Origin of the sequence: Acinetobacter sp. UBA6571 (assembly GCF_002434085.1) — a bacterium.
GTDB classification, from domain to species: domain Bacteria; phylum Pseudomonadota; class Gammaproteobacteria; order Pseudomonadales; family Moraxellaceae; genus Acinetobacter; species Acinetobacter radioresistens.
Map to the genome: position 1 here is coordinate 75298 of NZ_DJJJ01000057.1, position 16371 is coordinate 91668.

Here is a 16371-nt window from a genome sequence, read left to right on the forward strand (position 1 = left end):
AACAGGCTGGCTTTTGATAGCCAACCTGCGTATACATTTATATTCTTTAAGATGAAATAAGCCATAACCGGCTTATTTCATATTTCATTTAGGAGCCTTTCTGAGGCTGACCATACTGGTCTGCCATCACTTCAACCAAGTGCTCCGGCTTGATGTATTTACGAATTACTGCATCAATATCAGCTTTATTCAAACCGGCAATAGCCATATCACGCTTTGCACGGCTTTCCATTCTTTTGCCGCGCTCCAGCTGGCTATTTAGCATGCCATGGATATTACGTTCATCTTCCAGTGCAGTAACGCGCTGTTTCATAATATCAGCTTTGGCTGCTTCAAGTTCCTGCTCGGTTACGCCCTGCTTCAGAAGATCATCCAGTACTTTATGTACCGACTGTGACACCTGTGCAGAACGGCCGGCTGTATAATTTGCTTCAATACTTAAACCTCCAACCGCTGCATCCGGATCAAGCTGTAAATCACTACCAAAACCATAGACCAGTGCATTCTTTTCACGTAGCTCTTGTGCCAAGCGTGATGATAACTGAGAATTGCCCAGAATATGGCTAAAGATGATCAGTGCAGGTGCATCAGGATGGTCCACCCCTACCGGAAAAGTCAGTATGCTCTGGTAGTTGCCAAATTCACGCTGCTCAGAAAGCACATGTACTTTTTGTGCTTGATATACCCTATGTTCAGAGGTCAGCTTTTTATAAGGCTGGCCCCCCTTCCAGTTACCCAGTTCACGCTGCAACAGTTTTTTAATCTGTTCAGGCTTAAATTCACCAGTAACTGCGACCTGAGCATGGTCCATAGCAAAGAACTGCTGATATAGCTGTTTGACCTGCTCTACTTTGGCGGTCTGTATTTTGGATTTCGCCAGTTCGGGTTCAAAATGATAGCGCAGGTCGCCCGGTTGATAAATTTCAATTAAACGTGCCATAGTTAAAGCAGCAACAGTATCAGGTTCAGTATAAGGCCTGTCCAGAGTAGCGAGAGTTTGTGATTTGATCAGATCAAACTGTGACTGCTCAAATTTGGGTTTCTTCAGCAACTCAATTACAAATCTGAAAAAATCATCAAATTTTTCTTTTTTTGCCTGTATCCGGATCACAATACCGTTTTCATCCGCACTGGCACTGGCCTGGCCTCCGGCTTCTATCGAACGGTCTGCAATGTCTTGTAAACTGTACTGATCTGTTCCTCTTAGTAGCAGATAAGCCATCAGTTCCAGAGTTTCTCCACGGTCAAAAAGCGTTTTCTCATCACCGAATTGCAGGGTAATAGTGGCGTAAGTTTTGTCATCACGAGTAGCGGTTGGAAACAGCGCATATTGCATGCCATTTTTGAGGGTTCCCCGCTGAATTTTCTTTTCAGCTTGGTCCAGAAGCTGTTTCGAGTTAGTCAGATACTGGGTAACCTGTTGCTTGTAAACACTGGCGTCAAGCAAGGGTTCAGCTGATACTGCCTGCTGATCAAGTGTTTTTGGCTGCTCGGCAGCCTGCTTTTGTTCCAGTGCCTTCTTCTGTTCTTCTGGTGTAGGCTTGATGTCACCTGAAATCCGGTGTTGCGGTACCAGAAAGCTTTTCAGGGTCTGGTTCAGCTCGGCAGTGTTTAAATTACGCACGGCCTGTAAATCATTGAAATACTGGTTCCAGTTACCCTGACTTGAAACAACATAATCACTGAGCCGTGAACCAATAGCAGTCGCATTGTTCATAATACTGTCTGCCTGATTCTGCATCAGACTTTGAACCCGTTTTAGCTCTGTATCATTGAAATTCTGGTTTTTCTCTACACTGGAAAGCAAAGTATTTTCAACTTTATTTTCATCATGACTTGGCGCATAAATAGCTCCCATAAAGACCAGATTAAAATCCTGATCTAACCAGGTAGTAGACTGGACAGCAGTACTTAATCCGGATTCGACCATACTCTGGTAAAGATGACCGCTTGGCTGCATGGTATACAAATATGGTGCCAATGCCAGTGCCGGCTGAATTTTGGTATTTTTTCCATCCATATAAATATGGAACTTGGCCAGATCGCTGCCTTTTCTGACAATAAAATTACGGTTCTTGATCTGGGTCGAGTCCAGTTTTGGCACTTTAACCTGCTCAGGCACTGAACGTGCTGGAATTGGACTAAACTGCTGATCAATCGTTTTTAATATGGCTGCCTTGTCAAATTTTCCGGCAATGACCATGACTGCATTGTTAGGCGCATACCAGGTACGGTAAAAGCGGTTAAGCTCATCCATTCGGATTGATTTAAGTTCTTCTAGATCTCCAATTGGTAATCGCCCAAGATACTGGTTGCCATAAGCAGATTTCCACATTTGGTCCATGAGCACAGCGAAGGGCTGGTCCAGACGGATTTCGCGCTCACGTTTTACAATCTCGATTTCAGAGGGAACAAACTTTTGCTGTAGTACCAGCTTATCCATTCGCTCTGCTTCAAGATACAAAACTTCATTCAGGGCTTTGCTGTCAGGTCGGACAATATTAAGGTAACGGGTAGAGTAATAGTCAGTACTGGCATTTGTCATTAATGTATATTGGTCCAGACGCCGCTGAAACTCCTCACCTTTTACATTTTGAGTACCTTTAAAAGCCAAATGTTCCAAAAGATGAGCCAGCCCTCCTTTTCCTTGCGGATCATTCAGGGAACCGGTCAAATAAATTGTGTTGATATAAACTTTATTTTCTTTATCATTCGGGGCAAGTACAACACGGAAGCCATTGTCCAGTTTGTATTCCTCGATTTTTTGCTGGGATTTAACCAGAATCGGCTGTGCAAATACTGCTGTATTTAAACCGAGAAGACATAATGAGAGAGTAAGAGTCTTAAACCGCGTTAACATAATTATTCCAATTATTTCAGCTCAGTGAAGCTATTTATTCATCATCATAGGTAATGATTGTTATATTTAACAGCCTATTCTAAAAAAATAGCCGCTTATTTCAACGGCTCAGTGTATAGAAAATATGCCTGTAAATATCTTGGTATAGCAATATTAATGATGTGCCAGTTCAATTTCTTCACGGCTATTTAAAATACTTTTATCGGTCTGGCCCATCAGTTGACTAGTAACAATACCGGCTGTCATTGAACCATTTACATTTAATGCAGTCCGGCCCATATCAATTAAAGGCTCGATAGAAATCAGGAGCGCCACCAAAGTTACTGGCAGGCCCATAGCCGGCAATACGATCAGCGCTGCAAAAGTTGCTCCGCCACCCACTCCGGCTACACCGATTGAACTTAAAGTCACAATTCCAACCAGTGATGCGATCCACATCGGATCTAGAGTATTGATTCCTAAAGTTGGTGCGACCATCACTGCCAGCATGGCTGGATATAAACCTGCACAGCCATTTTGACCAATCGTGGCTCCAAAGGAGGCTGAAAAACTGGCAATCGACTCTGGAACGCCCAACCGGCGAGTCTGCGCTTCAATATTCAAAGGAATACTGGCCGCACTTGATCGGCTGGTAAAGGCAAATGTCAGTACAGGTGCTACCTTTTTAAAGAATTTTACTGGAGAAATGCCAGTAAGAAGTAAAATAATAGCATGTACAGCAAACATGATGGCCAAGCCCACATATGAGGCTATCAGGAAGCCACCCAGATTTAAAATATCAGCAAGGTTAGAACTGGCTACTACTTTTGTCATTAAAGCAAAAACGCCATACGGTGTTAAAGTCATAACCAAACGTACCAGTTTCATTACCCAAGCTTGCAAAGTCTGAATAGCATTCAGAATTCGCTGGCCTTTTACCACATCATCCTTCATCAGGTTTAATGCAGCCATACCTAAGAATATGGCGAAAATCACCACACTGATAATTGAGGTCGGGTTAGCTCCGGTCAACTCGGCAAAAGGATTACTCGGAATAAACGATAAAATCAATTGTGGCACACTTAAATCGGTTAATTTTCCAACGTAATCAGACTGAATAGTATTTAAACGGGCCGTTTCGGCCGCTCCCTGTACCAGACCCTGAGCAGTCAAACCGAATAGATTGGTTACGAAAACCCCGACTAGGGCCGCAATTAAAGTGGTAAACAATAAGGTTCCAATTGAATAGAAACTGATTTTACCTAATGACGAAGCCTGATGTAGTTTTGCCACAGCTCCTAAGATAGAAACAAAGACCAGTGGCATCACGACCATTTGCAAAAACTTCACATAGCCATTGCCCACAATATTAAACCAACTGATAGATTCGGCTAGAACTGGGTGGTTTGCGCCATACACGGCGTGTAATCCGAGTCCAAATATAACTCCCAGAACAAGACCAGCAAGTACTTTTTTAGACAGGCTCCATGTGGTTTTGCGTGTTTGGGCAAGCAAAAATATCAACCCGATAAAAACCACAATATTAATGATTAGGGGTATATTCATTCCCAAACTCCATCTAGTTGCCGGTGCATTCTTTTAAGGTGGCATATTTGACTATAGTCTGTCTTAAACACCTAGCCTTTTTAACAATTTTATAGCATCAAAATTACTACCGATCTGTTTGTAATGCTTAATTATTTTTAAATATATAATTAGCAGTTTAAATGAAGACTAATTTGATGAAAGGATCAAACCGATATGCTTCTTTATCTTCCTGATAGTTTTAGTAAATTCTGATGTTAAGAATCTATTTAAAGCTCTAGCTGGCTATTTCGGTTTTTTAGATATTAGATTGGAATAAAAATTATAGACAAATGATTTTAATCACTATATTAATAACCAGGTCATTTTCATGCATTTATTATAGTGCCTATATTTACCCTTTATTTAATCTGTTCAGTCTGCGGTGTGAATAAAAGCATTTTTCAATTACTACAGTAAAAAGTATTAAACAAGCAAAATATAAAAATAAAAGGTTCTCGAGGCCGAGAACCTTGAATGATAATTTCCAGGTTGAAAAGTATATCTCTAGTCTAAAAAGATTTCTGCAACCATATATAGCTTCGCATAACCAGAAATTTCTATACGTTGATTATCTTTTAAATCACAGTACAGTAATCCGCCGCGAGCAGAAGCCTGATAGGCAACCAGTTGCCGTTTTGAAAGTTTATCGGCCCAGAGTGGAGCAAGACCAGTATGCATGGAACCTGTTACAGGGTCTTCATCAATCCCTTTATGCGGTGCAAAATAACGAGCAATGTAATCATAATGCTGTGCCTTGCTGGTAATGGAAATATCAAGGTCAGCGGCAGTAATTGCTGTGCTGCGCTGATAGGCTGCTGCCAATTCTTTAATTTTATTAAAATCTGGTTTTGCATCACGTACAGCCTGTTCAGATTCACAGACCAAAATAAAAGCTTGCTGGTTTACATAAACTTCATTAAAAGGGCAATCTACTACCTCATTTAACAAGGCAGGATAATCTGGCAAGGGCTCAGGTACACGTACTGGAAAATTCATGGTGATTTTGCCATCTTGTCCTTGTGTGACAATAAAGACTCCTAGGTCTTTTACATGAAAATGAATCGTTTTTGTGGTGGTAAAATCTTTAAAAAGAACAAAACTGCTGGCTAAGGTAGCATGACCACAGAAATCTACTTCAACACTTGGAGTAAACCAACGAATCTCATAATTTTCATCATTTATTATTTTGACGAAGGCAGTTTCTGAAAGGTTGTTCTCCAATGCAATGTTTTGCATAATCCTGTCATCTAACCACTCTTCACATACAAGCACAGCAGCCGGATTTCCCTTAAAAAGTTCTGTGCTAAAAGCATCAACCTGATACATTTTCATAAGATTTTTCCTACGTTCTTTGCTCTGTATCTTAAGGCTTTTTCTGCTAGGCTGGGCAAAATTGTTTTACTGAGAATGCAGATGTTAAATCCACACATTCAACATGTTCCCCTAGAGAAAGCTTATCGTCTGCTGACACACGGTCCTACTGTTTTAGTCTCGAGTAAAGACCATAAAGAGACAGATGTGATGGCTGCTGCATGGGCATGTGCACTTGAGTTCAATCCAGCCAAAGTGACTGTAGTGCTGGATAAAAGTACAAAAACCCGGCAGCTTATTGAGAATTCGGGTTATTTCGCCTTACAGATTCCCAATCTTAAACAACTGGAACTCGTATACAAACTCGGCACTACCAGCAAGATGACTGAACCTAATAAGCTGGAGATTTGTCAGGTTGAGCTGTTCCAGTTTGAAAACTCCGATCTTCCCGTGGTTGCAGACTGTTCAGCATGGCTACTGTGTGAATTAATTCCGGAACCCCATATCCAGCAGGCACATGATCTGTTTATTGGAAAGGTTATTGCAGCCTATGCAGATAATAGGGTTTTCAGTCAGGGCCGCTGGCACTTTGAAGATGCAGATGAAGAGTGGCGAACCATTCACCATGTAGCAGGAGGACACTTTTATAGTATCGGTAAAGCAGTCTCTGTAGAAGAAGCAAATCTGGAGTTATAGATTTCTAGTAAAAACCCGCGATTGTCGCGGGTTTTTATTGGGGAAAATAGAAATTACTCGCCCATATTTTCAATAATTGCCTGTCCGAATTCAGAACAGCGCAGAAGTGTTGCATTTGGCATTAGACGCTCAAAATCATAAGTCACAGTCTTGGCCGCAATAGCGCCAGCAATTCCTTTAATAATCAGATCAGCAGCTTCTATCCAGCCCATATCTCGCAGCATCATCTCAGCAGAAAGAATGATTGAACCCGGGTTGACTTTATCCTGTCCGGCATATTTAGGCGCAGTACCATGAGTCGCTTCATATACTTGAATTGCCCCACCGATATTTGCACCGGGCGCAATACCAATGCCTCCAACTTCTGCTGCAAGTGCATCAGAAATGTAGTCCCCATTCAGGTTCAGCGTAGCAATCACAGAATAATCTGCCGGACGCATTAAGATCTGTTGCAGGAATGCATCAGCGATGACATCTTTAATAATAATATCTTTACCAGTCTTAGGATTCTTAATTTTAACCCACGGACCACCATCTAGCAGTTCACCACCAAAGCGCTCAAGTGCAACTTCATAGCCCCACTCTTTAAATGCACCTTCAGTATATTTCATGATATTACCCTTGTGCACAAGCGTTACACTCGGTTTATCATTATCAATTGCAAACTGAATAGCCTTACGTACCAGACGCTGCGTACCTTCTTTAGAAACAGGCTTAATACCGATACCACAATTTTCTTCAAAACGGATCTTGGTTACACCCATTTCTTCTTTTAAAAACTTTATAACTTTTTTAGCTTCCGGAGAACCGGCTTTCCACTCGATTCCGGCATAGATATCTTCCGAGTTCTCACGGAAGATCACCATATCTGTTAATTCAGGATGCTGGACAGGTGAAGGTACTCCTTCGAACCAGCGTACTGGACGTACACAGACATACAGGTCCAGTTCCTGGCGTAATGCGACGTTTAGTGAGCGGATCCCGCCACCAACCGGCGTGGTTAAAGGACCTTTAATTGAGACAACAAATTCACGCAGGGCTTCGAATGTTTCTTCAGGCATATAAGTGCCGTAAATTTTATTGGCTTTTTCACCGCAATATACTTCCATCCACTCGATCGAACGTTTGCCACCATAAGCTTTTAAAACCGCAGCATCTACCACTGCTTTCATTGCTGGTGTAATATCCACACCAATACCGTCACCCTCAATGAAAGGAATGATCGGATGGTTTGGTACATTCAGTGACAGGTCTGCATTGACTGTAATTTTATTACCATCTGCAGGAACTACGATCTTCTGATAACCCATTGTGCAGGTTCTCCCTTATGTAGCTGACGAATAAAATGTATGCCATGCAGGCACACTCTTCAACTTTCCTTACATGATATACTTTAATCGATCTTAGGGCTTGGTTGAGATTTATACGAGAAATAACAACATTTCTCTATTAAATAAAACGTCGTTATTTTTTGTTGTATACACTGAAGTTGAAATTCCGTATGAAAATTATCATTTTTAATAAGCCTTATGATGTGCTTTCACAGTTTCGTGAAGACTCTAAGCATTTAACACTCTCCCATTTTATTCATGATCCTGAATTACGGCTGGCTGGTCGTTTAGACTTGGACTCAGAAGGTTTAATGTTTCTCACCGATCATGGCGGTTTGAATCAGTTCATTACTAATCCCAAGAATAAAAAGTTTAAAACCTATCTGGCACAAGTTGATGGCGATATTACAGAAGAAGCTCTCGAGCAGTTACGTCAAGGGGTCGAACTGGCAGATGGTATGACTTTACCGGCCAAAGCCCGTAAGGTTGAGCAGCCGGAATGGTTATGGGACCGCGATCCTCCTGTGCGCTTTCGTGCCAGCATTCCTACTAGCTGGGTTGAGCTGCAAATCTGTGAAGGCCGAAACCGGCAGGTGCGCCGTATGACAGCTGCAGTAGGCTTTCCGACTTTACGTCTGATTCGCACACAAATTGGCACTATTGACTTGGTAAAACTTGGTCTCCAACCAGGTGAGCAGTTTGAAATTGAGCCTCTGCTTTATCCGGACTTTAAAGATGTGCCTGCAGATAAGCCTTATACAGGCCGCAGTGCACCACGTAATGCAGCAAAAAAGCCCTTTGAACAGAAAGATGGCAAGTCCAAATTTAATAAAGAACAGCCTAAAGACAAAGGTGCAAACAAAGCAGGTAAAAAGTTACCATCCGGCGGAACAAAACGCGTATGGCAAACAGAAGAAGGTGAGGCGAAGCCACGTCGCAAGACTAATGGGACTACCCGTCCAGGAAAAATTCGTCGATCTAACCGCTTTGGGTAATTAGAGTTAAGAGCAGTTGAATAATCATATAATTCTCTGCTCTTTTTCAATTTTATAAATTATTTTAGAAACTGTATTTTTATAGCCCTACTCTATAGAAATTTCTTGTTGAAACATATCACTGCTATAGACATGGAGCATAATAATAAAGGCTGAGCTACATATATATGCAGTACTTACAAAAGGCTGAATTGTTGCAATCTAAAACTCTTAAAATTGTAATTTGAGATACAATAGTCTGTTAAATCTGACATTTATATAAATTTTTCCTGCATCTAGCTACCATTTTTTTGTTTATTCTGTGCTCAATAGATTAATCACAGGATAGAACGGATGATCAGAGAACTTTCGAGCCAATCCCAAATTTTGGTAGTGCATGATGGTCATACTGGTCATTTAAACCCCTCTCTTGCAATTGGAGAGATTCTTGAACAACAGTTTAGAAATTCTTATGAAACCTTAAAAGTTCCAGTAAATCTGGGCAACTCTATGGTCAGTCTATTAAAGCGCCTTTCTTGGTTTCCTAGATTATTTCGTGTAATGGCAAAGCTAATATTTGGTGCTGCCCCAGTGCATATTGCCCAGTATCGGTTGATTGTGTGTTCAGGTATGTCCAATCTGCTGTATTCAGCTTATCTGTCGCAAGAGTTCGATATCCCTTTAGCATTTTCAGGTGATATAGGTAGTTTTAATGAACACTTAATTCACTGGACTATTAGCGCATTGGCTCAACCTACTCAGGTTGAACAGATTATTTTACCTACACTTCCGGTCAGAAAAAAATTTATTGAACTCCGTGCCCAACCTCACTGTGGTGAGGCAAGTTTGCTATTGGGCGGCCCTACCCACGAATATCCCTTTACACAAGCAGACTATCTTAACATTATCCGTCATTTTGATTTTTTTGTGGAGGCTTATAATATCCAGGGTTATATTGTTTGCTCGAGGCGTACGCCTGCCTTTAATAGCCGAATTAAAAAATATCTCAAGACCTCAGGACTAAAATTTGTGTCTATAAACGACACTACACCAATTGAACATCTGGTTGCGAGAAGCAAATATATTTTTGTGACTGAAGATAGTAGTACTATGCTTTCTGAAGCAATTCAGAGCGGTCGGATTGTACGGTCAGTCTGCCTGAATCCCGAACACAACAACTTGTTGATTGAAAAGTATTTACATAATCATCTTATACAGCGCCAGCCAGCAAATCAGCCCTTTTATACAGATGAACGTTTTCCTTATATTGCCGATCTAGATCTGATCCGCCCACTGGGTAGTCATTTCCGCAATTATTTATTATTTGATGATCATTATGCGCCTTATGATCTGCGCAGGAAATTTGCTTAAAAACAATTTATAAACTCAAGCATTTAAGGAATAAAGATAGGAGTAATAATGTTTAGAGTTCTATCTTATAAATCTAATTAAAACATAAAAGTTAAAAATAACAGTGATATCCTTAGCATATAAAAAATTCATTCTATAAAAGTTTTTTTAGTATTTGATTAAAAAAGCCAGTGCATGTGCACTGGCTTTTATATTATCAGCAGGTTATCCGGCTTTATACAATGTTAAACAGCAACGCTCGAAATTACATTATTGAATGTGGTACTTGGACGCATTACCGCATTTACTTTTGCCTGATCAATAGCGTAATAGCCACCAATATCAGCTGGTTGACCCTGCACTTGTGCAAGCTCGGCAATAATTTTCTCTTCATTTTCAGCTAAGGCTTGGGCCAGTGGAGCAAATTTTGCTTTAAGTTCAGCATCTTCGTCCTGTGCAGCAAGTGCCTGAGCCCAATATAGTGATAAATAGAAGTGACTACCGCGGTTATCCAGTTCACCAGTACGACGTGATGGAGATTTATCGTTGTCGAGCAGTTTACCAGTAGCTTCATCAAGTGTTCTGGCTAACAGCTTGGCACGGTCATTACCTTCCTTGATTCCCATTTCTTCTAAAGAAACCGCCAGTGCCAAGAATTCACCTAAAGAATCCCAGCGTAAGTGGTTTTCTTCAACTAACTGCTGAACATGTTTTGGTGCAGAACCGCCAGCACCCGTTTCATACATGCCGCCACCAGCCATTAATGGCACGATAGACAGCATTTTCGCTGATGTACCCAGTTCCATAATCGGGAACAGGTCAGTCAGGTAGTCACGTAAAATATTACCTGTTACTGAAATAGTATCGAGACCGCGAGCTACGCGCTCAAGCGTATAACGCATTGCACGTACTTGAGACATGATCTGGATATCCAGACCAGTCGTATCATGATCTTTTAAGTATTTCTGTACTTTCTTGATCAGCTCATTTTCATGTGGACGGTATGGGTCAAGCCAGAAGATAGCCGGCATACCTGAGTTACGTGCACGATTTACAGCCAGTTTTACCCAGTCACGGATTGGCGCATCTTTCACTTGGCACATACGCCAGATATCACCTTTTTCCACATTCTGAGACATCAGCACTTCACCTGTTTCAAGATCAGTGATGTTCGCGATACCCGCTTCAGGAATCTCGAATGTCTTGTCGTGGGAACCGTATTCTTCAGCTTTTTGCGCCATCAGACCAACGTTAGGTACCGTACCCATCGTACGTGGATCGAAATTACCATTCCACTTACAGAAATTAATCATTTCCTGATAGATACGTGCAAAAGTCGATTCAGGCATTACTGCTTTACAGTCATAAGGTTTGCCATCAGCGCCCCACATTTTACCGCCACCGCGGATCATTGCCGGCATAGAAGCATCGACAATGACATCATTTGGTGAGTGGAAGTTAGTGATCCCTTTTGCAGAATCAACCATCGCAAGCGCTGGACGGTGCTCTTGACAAGCATGCAGGTCAGCAATAATTTCTTCACGTACAGAGGTTGGTAAAGTTTCAATTTTCTCGTAAAGACCGGCCATACCGTTGTTAACGTTAATGCCTAGCTCGTCAAACAGTTTACCGTGCTTTTCAAATGCATCTTTATAGTAAATACGCACACAGTGACCGAATACGATCGGGTGTGATACTTTCATCATGGTCGCTTTTACGTGTAAAGAGAACAGGATGCCAGCTTCTTTACAATCATCTAATTCTTTTTCATAGAAGTCACAAAGCGCTTTTTTGCTCATGAACATTGAGTCGATAATTTCGCCATCTTGAAGCGCTACTTTTGGCTTCAGAACAATGGTTTCACCAGACTTGGTGATCAATTCCATTTTTACATTACGCGCACGATCAAGTGTCATCGACTTTTCGCCGTGGTAGAAGTCCCCTTCCTGCATATGTGAAACATGGGTTTGTGACCAAGGCTTCCATTCACCCATAGAGTGCGGGTGTTTTTTCGCATAGTTTTTGACTGCAGCTGGTGCACGACGGTCAGAGTTACCTTCACGTAGTACAGGGTTTACTGCAGAACCCAAACATTTACTATAACGTACCTTAATTGCTTTTTCTTCTTCGGTTACCGGGTTTTCTGGATAATCCGGAATTGCATAACCTTTTGATTGAAGTTCTTTGATACACGAGATCAACTGCGCAACAGAGGCACTGATATTTGGAAGCTTGATAATATTAGTATCTGGATCTTGGGTAAGACGACCTAACTCTGCAAGATTGTCTACTACCTTCTGCTCTTCACTGAGGTAGTCCGAGAATTCAGCGAGCACGCGTGCAGCCACAGAAATGTCAGTTTTAACAACTTTAACACCGGCCGGCTTAGTAAAGGTCTCAATGATCGGCAGTAGCGAATAGGTCGCCAGCAGTGGCGCCTCGTCAGTCAGTGTGTAAATGATAGTTGACTTTCCACCAGCCATATATAGCCCCTTGCGTTGGATTGAGTGTTTAAGGATTGAGCTTTTGGCCCTGCCCCTTTAAACCGAAATGCTTAAATAAACCTTGAGAGTATCAGCCCTCATGACCTTTCAGTCAACGCAAGATCTTGTGATAACGACATTTCGATACGAAATAGTAGTGTATAGCTTAAAAGCTTTACTATGAAATATGGTTAGTTTAGGTAAAATATAATATTACTCTTCCAAATACTGAATACTTTTTATACAATTCATCAAAACTGTTATTTCGCCAAGAAATACTATTAAGTTAAGTTGCTTACAAGCTAGAGCAAATATATTACAGCTTGGTGTCTAAACTCTGTTTATAAAATGATGAGCTATTTCTTATAGTTTATATCAAGCAGATCCTATTTTAAGATTTGCTCTACTAAATAATAAGTTCACTCTATAAGATAAAACGAACTATATCTAATTTTAAAATTACAGAATATAAAAAACCGGTACATGAGTACCGGTTCAAGTGATATGTAGCACTTGTTAGACATTTAACCAAGTTTCAATCTTGGCTTGATTATCTACTTTTAGCTCTACAGTAGTTAGATCTGTAGAACCACCTTGCACTTCAAACTGCATCAGTTCATCACGACGGAAAGCAAGCAAGCTATAATTTCCTTGCTGTTTTGCATATTTTTCAATCAGTTTAGTGGTGGCTTTTAAACCATCAATTGCAATAATAATATCATGGGCAGAAAGTCCTGCTTTTGAACCGACTCCATCACGGCGTACAGTCTGCACAACCACCCCCTCGGCTTTATCTGCCAGTTTTAAACCAAATGGTAGAGACTTGTCATTTTTCAAACTGTAACTAAGACCAAACTCCGGCAAGAGCTGCTCAAGTGGCAATTCATCAGTCGTGTTAATCAGATAATTAATCTGTTCAATCCACTTATCACCAGTCAACTGCTCGCACAAATCATAAATAGTACGTTCATTTACCTGTATGCCGTTTTGAGTGTTTTCATACAGTTTACGCATTAAAGCGTCGAGGCTCGAACCACGTAAACGCAGGCCCAGATCCAAACATAGTGCTACCAGGCAGCCTTTGTTGTAATAGCTGGTGCCCGCATTGTTTGAATTTTCATCCTGACGATAAAATTTCACCCAGGCATCAAAACTTGACTCTGCTACGGTCTGCACAAAACGGCCCGGATTTTGTAAATAGCGATCTATCTGGGCTTTGAGTAATTCTAAATAGGATTCCTGCTTGATTACGCCGCTACGCAATAAAATGAGATCGTCATAATAAGAAGTGAAGCCTTCAAAAATCCATAACAGTGAAGTGTAACCTTCCTTGTTCAGATCATAGTCAGCAAAGTTTTCTGGACGTATAAATTTGACCAGCCATGAATGAAAATATTCATGGCTGCACAGTCCTAAAAAGCGCTGATAATCCTTGGAGGGTTCTTCAGGCTCATCAGCCTTAGGCAAATCATCACGTGGAGTAATCAAACTGGTACTGTTCGGATGTTCAAGACCACCATAACTGTTACCTGTAGCCATGGTCATAAAGGTATAATGTTCAAACGGCGCTGAGCCAAACATGGAAATTTCTGTCGCACAGATTTTTTCAATATCCTGCTGCATGCGCTCAACATTCAATGCATGTTTGCCGGATACCACAAACTCATGTGGAATACCTTGTGCTTTAAAGCTGAAACGGGTCTGCTCTGCCAGTTCAAATGGCGCATCAATAAGCTCCATATAATTCTTGGCTTTTAAGGTATAACGGCCTCGAACCAGTGTCTTAGAGCTTAAAGCGGTGGCAAGCTGAAAGTGTTTCAACTCTTCCGGTAAAAATACCTCAGCCTCAATGGCTGTGTCTTCTTGCCCCTCCAGCCCCAGACAAACACAGGCCGGATTTACGTAAAGACGGGTTTGGTCAACATAAGCTCCGCGAACTGAAAGATCATAGGCATACACATCATATTCAACCGTAATCAGCTCATGGTCTGTATTAAACAGGCGCCATTTATTTTTTTCAGTCTTACTGATGTTTAAAATCCGGCCTGCTTCATCATAGGCTTTCACTGCTTCGATATGCTTTGAGAACTCACGAATCAAATAACTGCCCGGAATCCAGGTCGGTAACCACAGGACCTGATTTGGATTGGCCAAGAAGCGTAAAGTTACGTGAATCAGGTGCTGGCGATAGTCATCGAACTCGATTTGATAATGCAACATAAGTCGTAATAAAAGATCAACAGAAAGAAATTAGCATTTAGCTTAGCATTTTTTTACAAAGTGATGCGGATAAGTCTTATTTGTCCTTAAAAGTCGCTAGCATTCAGAAAAAAAAAGGCATAGCATGCCTGTGTTTTTCGCATCATCTGCGATCAATCCGGCATATAAAGGTACTTCCCGTTGAGAATATTTGCTTACCTCTTTATTTTATTTAGCTTGTGCTGTGCCAGTCTGGCCAACGCCCGCCTGCTTCAGGTGGTCCCTGAATCAGTTGAAGCCGCAGCCTGGAGCATTCTGGACCCGCAGTCGGGACAGATAATTGCCGAATATAATAGTGAGGTACAGCGCTCACCTGCTTCACTTACCAAGATGATGGTGGCTTATATTGCCCTCAAGGAAATTGAGAACGGGAAACTGAATCGAAATGAAATTCTGACTGCGACCCCGGTGGTAAAAATGGTCATGTGGGATGAATCTCAGATGTATCTGAAGGAAGGCGAGCAGATTTCAGTTGATCAGCTTCTGGCTGGTCTTATTGTGATGTCAGCCAATGATGCTGCGGTGACTTTAGCAGAGCGAATTTCTGGAAACGTGCCTGCATTCATTGAACGCATGAATCAGGAAGCTCAAAAGCTTGGAATGAAAAATACTCATTTTACCAATCCGGCTGGCATTACTATGGATGGGCATTATTCAACTGCGCATGATCTGGCACTGCTGGGCCAGGCACTGGTAAATGACACACCGGATTATCTCAATTACTCCAAACAGCAGAGCTTTACCTATAACAATCATTTTCATCGTGCTACCAATTTGTTACTCAAGCAGGATGCAACAGTAGACGGACTAAAAACCGGTTTTACCAAAGCTGCGGGTTATAACCTTGCGCTTACAGCCAGTCGCCCTACCATGAATGCAGATTTACCTAACCGCCGCCTGATTGTGGTAGTTATGGGTACAACCAGTGCTGTAAAACGTGCCGAGGTAGCTTATAAGTTGCTAAATCTGGGCTATGCATATACGCGAGATGAAGTTGCGATCAAAGACAAACAACTACTCGGTGAACTGCCGGTAGTCAAGTCAACCTTAAAAATGTTTAAGGTAAAGTCAGCCCAACCGAAGATTATAACGACCTCTTTATATAACCAGCCTTATGCAATTGACCTACAGACTTTTGATAATGCAACCCAGCGTATTATGCTTAATACGGGTAATGGTATATTGCAAACCATCGAACCCTTGCAGACGACCAACACTCATATCAATATTGAACTGAATACCAAGCAGTTAACTGCCCCGTTAATGCAGGTCATGAAACTTGCAACTGTGCATGTCTATCAGAACAACCAGCTGATCAGCACATTTGATATTGAAAATGAAGTGCATATTGAAGAAGCTAATTTTTTTCAGAGAATCTTTTTATGGTTGGTCAGCTTATTTCCGTTTATGAGTAATGATGAGATGAAAACTGCACCAGAAGTATTTAATTCTTAACTGTTAAAATCTATAAACCCATATAAATATAACAAAGAATCAATCAGGAAGATGGCATAGTTTTGCCATCTTCTTTTTTATGTTTC

The 16371-nt window shown here is 41.3% G+C and carries 10 protein-coding genes; 4 read left to right on the forward strand and 6 right to left on the reverse strand.

The window, feature by feature from the left end:
• Nucleotides 1-88 precede the first annotated feature (88 nt).
• The 3 genes from B3X18_RS11050 to B3X18_RS11060 all read right to left on the reverse strand — a co-directional run bounded on the left by B3X18_RS11050 (nucleotide 89) and on the right by B3X18_RS11060 (nucleotide 5758).
• The gene (locus B3X18_RS11050; protein ID WP_034670481.1) at nucleotides 89-2860 is read right to left on the reverse strand and encodes a M16 family metallopeptidase; all 2772 of its coding nucleotides are present in this window, start codon (nucleotides 2858-2860) and stop codon (nucleotides 89-91) included.
• Between the two features lie 153 nt (nucleotides 2861-3013).
• Nucleotides 3014-4405 carry an L-cystine transporter gene (locus tag B3X18_RS11055; RefSeq protein ID WP_034670480.1) on the reverse strand — a complete coding sequence of 464 codons (1392 nt, stop codon included), beginning with the start codon at nucleotides 4403-4405 and terminating at the stop codon, nucleotides 3014-3016.
• A 525-nt stretch (nucleotides 4406-4930) separates the two neighbouring features.
• Entirely contained in the window at nucleotides 4931-5758 is an 828-nt protein-coding gene (locus tag B3X18_RS11060; protein ID WP_005025261.1) for a PhzF family phenazine biosynthesis protein, read from the reverse strand.
• 81 nt (nucleotides 5759-5839) lie between these two features.
• On the opposite strand from B3X18_RS11060, the gene B3X18_RS11065 reads away from it, so the two are divergent.
• Nucleotides 5840-6433: a flavin reductase family protein gene (locus B3X18_RS11065; RefSeq protein ID WP_005025259.1), complete on the forward strand. Its 594-nt coding sequence runs from the start codon at nucleotides 5840-5842 to the stop codon at nucleotides 6431-6433.
• Nucleotides 6434-6486: 53 nt separating this feature from the next.
• On the opposite strand, the gene icd is transcribed toward B3X18_RS11065, so the two are convergent.
• Nucleotides 6487-7743, reverse strand: a complete 1257-nt coding sequence (icd, locus tag B3X18_RS11070) for an NADP-dependent isocitrate dehydrogenase (RefSeq protein WP_005015085.1) — start codon at nucleotides 7741-7743, stop codon at nucleotides 6487-6489.
• A 191-nt stretch (nucleotides 7744-7934) separates the two neighbouring features.
• On the opposite strand from icd, the gene B3X18_RS11075 reads away from it, so the two are divergent.
• Nucleotides 7935-8759 carry an rRNA large subunit pseudouridine synthase E gene (locus tag B3X18_RS11075; protein WP_005025256.1) on the forward strand — a complete coding sequence of 275 codons (825 nt, stop codon included), beginning with the start codon at nucleotides 7935-7937 and terminating at the stop codon, nucleotides 8757-8759.
• Between the two features lie 333 nt (nucleotides 8760-9092).
• Entirely contained in the window at nucleotides 9093-10109 is a 1017-nt protein-coding gene (locus tag B3X18_RS11080; RefSeq protein ID WP_005025254.1) for an ELM1/GtrOC1 family putative glycosyltransferase, read from the forward strand.
• Between the two features lie 224 nt (nucleotides 10110-10333).
• Here the strand turns inward: B3X18_RS11080 and B3X18_RS11085 are convergent, their stop codons facing one another.
• Together B3X18_RS11085 and B3X18_RS11090 are read right to left on the reverse strand one after the other, a co-directional pair.
• A complete protein-coding gene (locus B3X18_RS11085; protein ID WP_005025252.1) occupies nucleotides 10334-12571 on the reverse strand; it encodes an NADP-dependent isocitrate dehydrogenase in 2238 nt (745 codons plus the stop codon).
• Between the two features lie 516 nt (nucleotides 12572-13087).
• Complete coding sequence (locus B3X18_RS11090; RefSeq protein ID WP_005025250.1) at nucleotides 13088-14791, reverse strand: M61 family metallopeptidase; 1704 nt, start codon at nucleotides 14789-14791, stop codon at nucleotides 13088-13090.
• A 180-nt stretch (nucleotides 14792-14971) separates the two neighbouring features.
• On the opposite strand from B3X18_RS11090, the gene B3X18_RS11095 reads away from it, so the two are divergent.
• Nucleotides 14972-16285, forward strand: coding sequence for a D-alanyl-D-alanine carboxypeptidase PBP6B (locus B3X18_RS11095; RefSeq protein ID WP_005015094.1), 1314 nt, complete (start codon nucleotides 14972-14974; stop codon nucleotides 16283-16285).
• The last annotated feature ends 86 nt before the right edge of the window (nucleotides 16286-16371 follow it).

Bases quoted from the DNA above. Each gene is read 5' to 3' on its own strand.
- B3X18_RS11085 (WP_005025252.1), bottom strand. From the start codon at position 12,571: ATGGCTGGTGGAAAGTCAACTATCATTTACACACTGACTGACGAGGCG.
- B3X18_RS11090 (WP_005025250.1), bottom strand. From the start codon at position 14,791: ATGTTGCATTATCAAATCGAGTTCGATGACTATCGCCAGCACCTGATT.
- B3X18_RS11065 (WP_005025259.1), top strand. From the start codon at position 5,840: ATGTTAAATCCACACATTCAACATGTTCCCCTAGAGAAAGCTTATCGT.
- B3X18_RS11075 (WP_005025256.1), top strand. From the start codon at position 7,935: ATGAAAATTATCATTTTTAATAAGCCTTATGATGTGCTTTCACAGTTT.
- B3X18_RS11055 (WP_034670480.1), bottom strand. From the start codon at position 4,405: ATGAATATACCCCTAATCATTAATATTGTGGTTTTTATCGGGTTGATA.
- B3X18_RS11060 (WP_005025261.1), bottom strand. From the start codon at position 5,758: ATGAAAATGTATCAGGTTGATGCTTTTAGCACAGAACTTTTTAAGGGA.
- B3X18_RS11080 (WP_005025254.1), top strand. From the start codon at position 9,093: ATGATCAGAGAACTTTCGAGCCAATCCCAAATTTTGGTAGTGCATGAT.
- icd (WP_005015085.1), bottom strand. From the start codon at position 7,743: ATGGGTTATCAGAAGATCGTAGTTCCTGCAGATGGTAATAAAATTACA.
- B3X18_RS11050 (WP_034670481.1), bottom strand. From the start codon at position 2,860: ATGTTAACGCGGTTTAAGACTCTTACTCTCTCATTATGTCTTCTCGGT.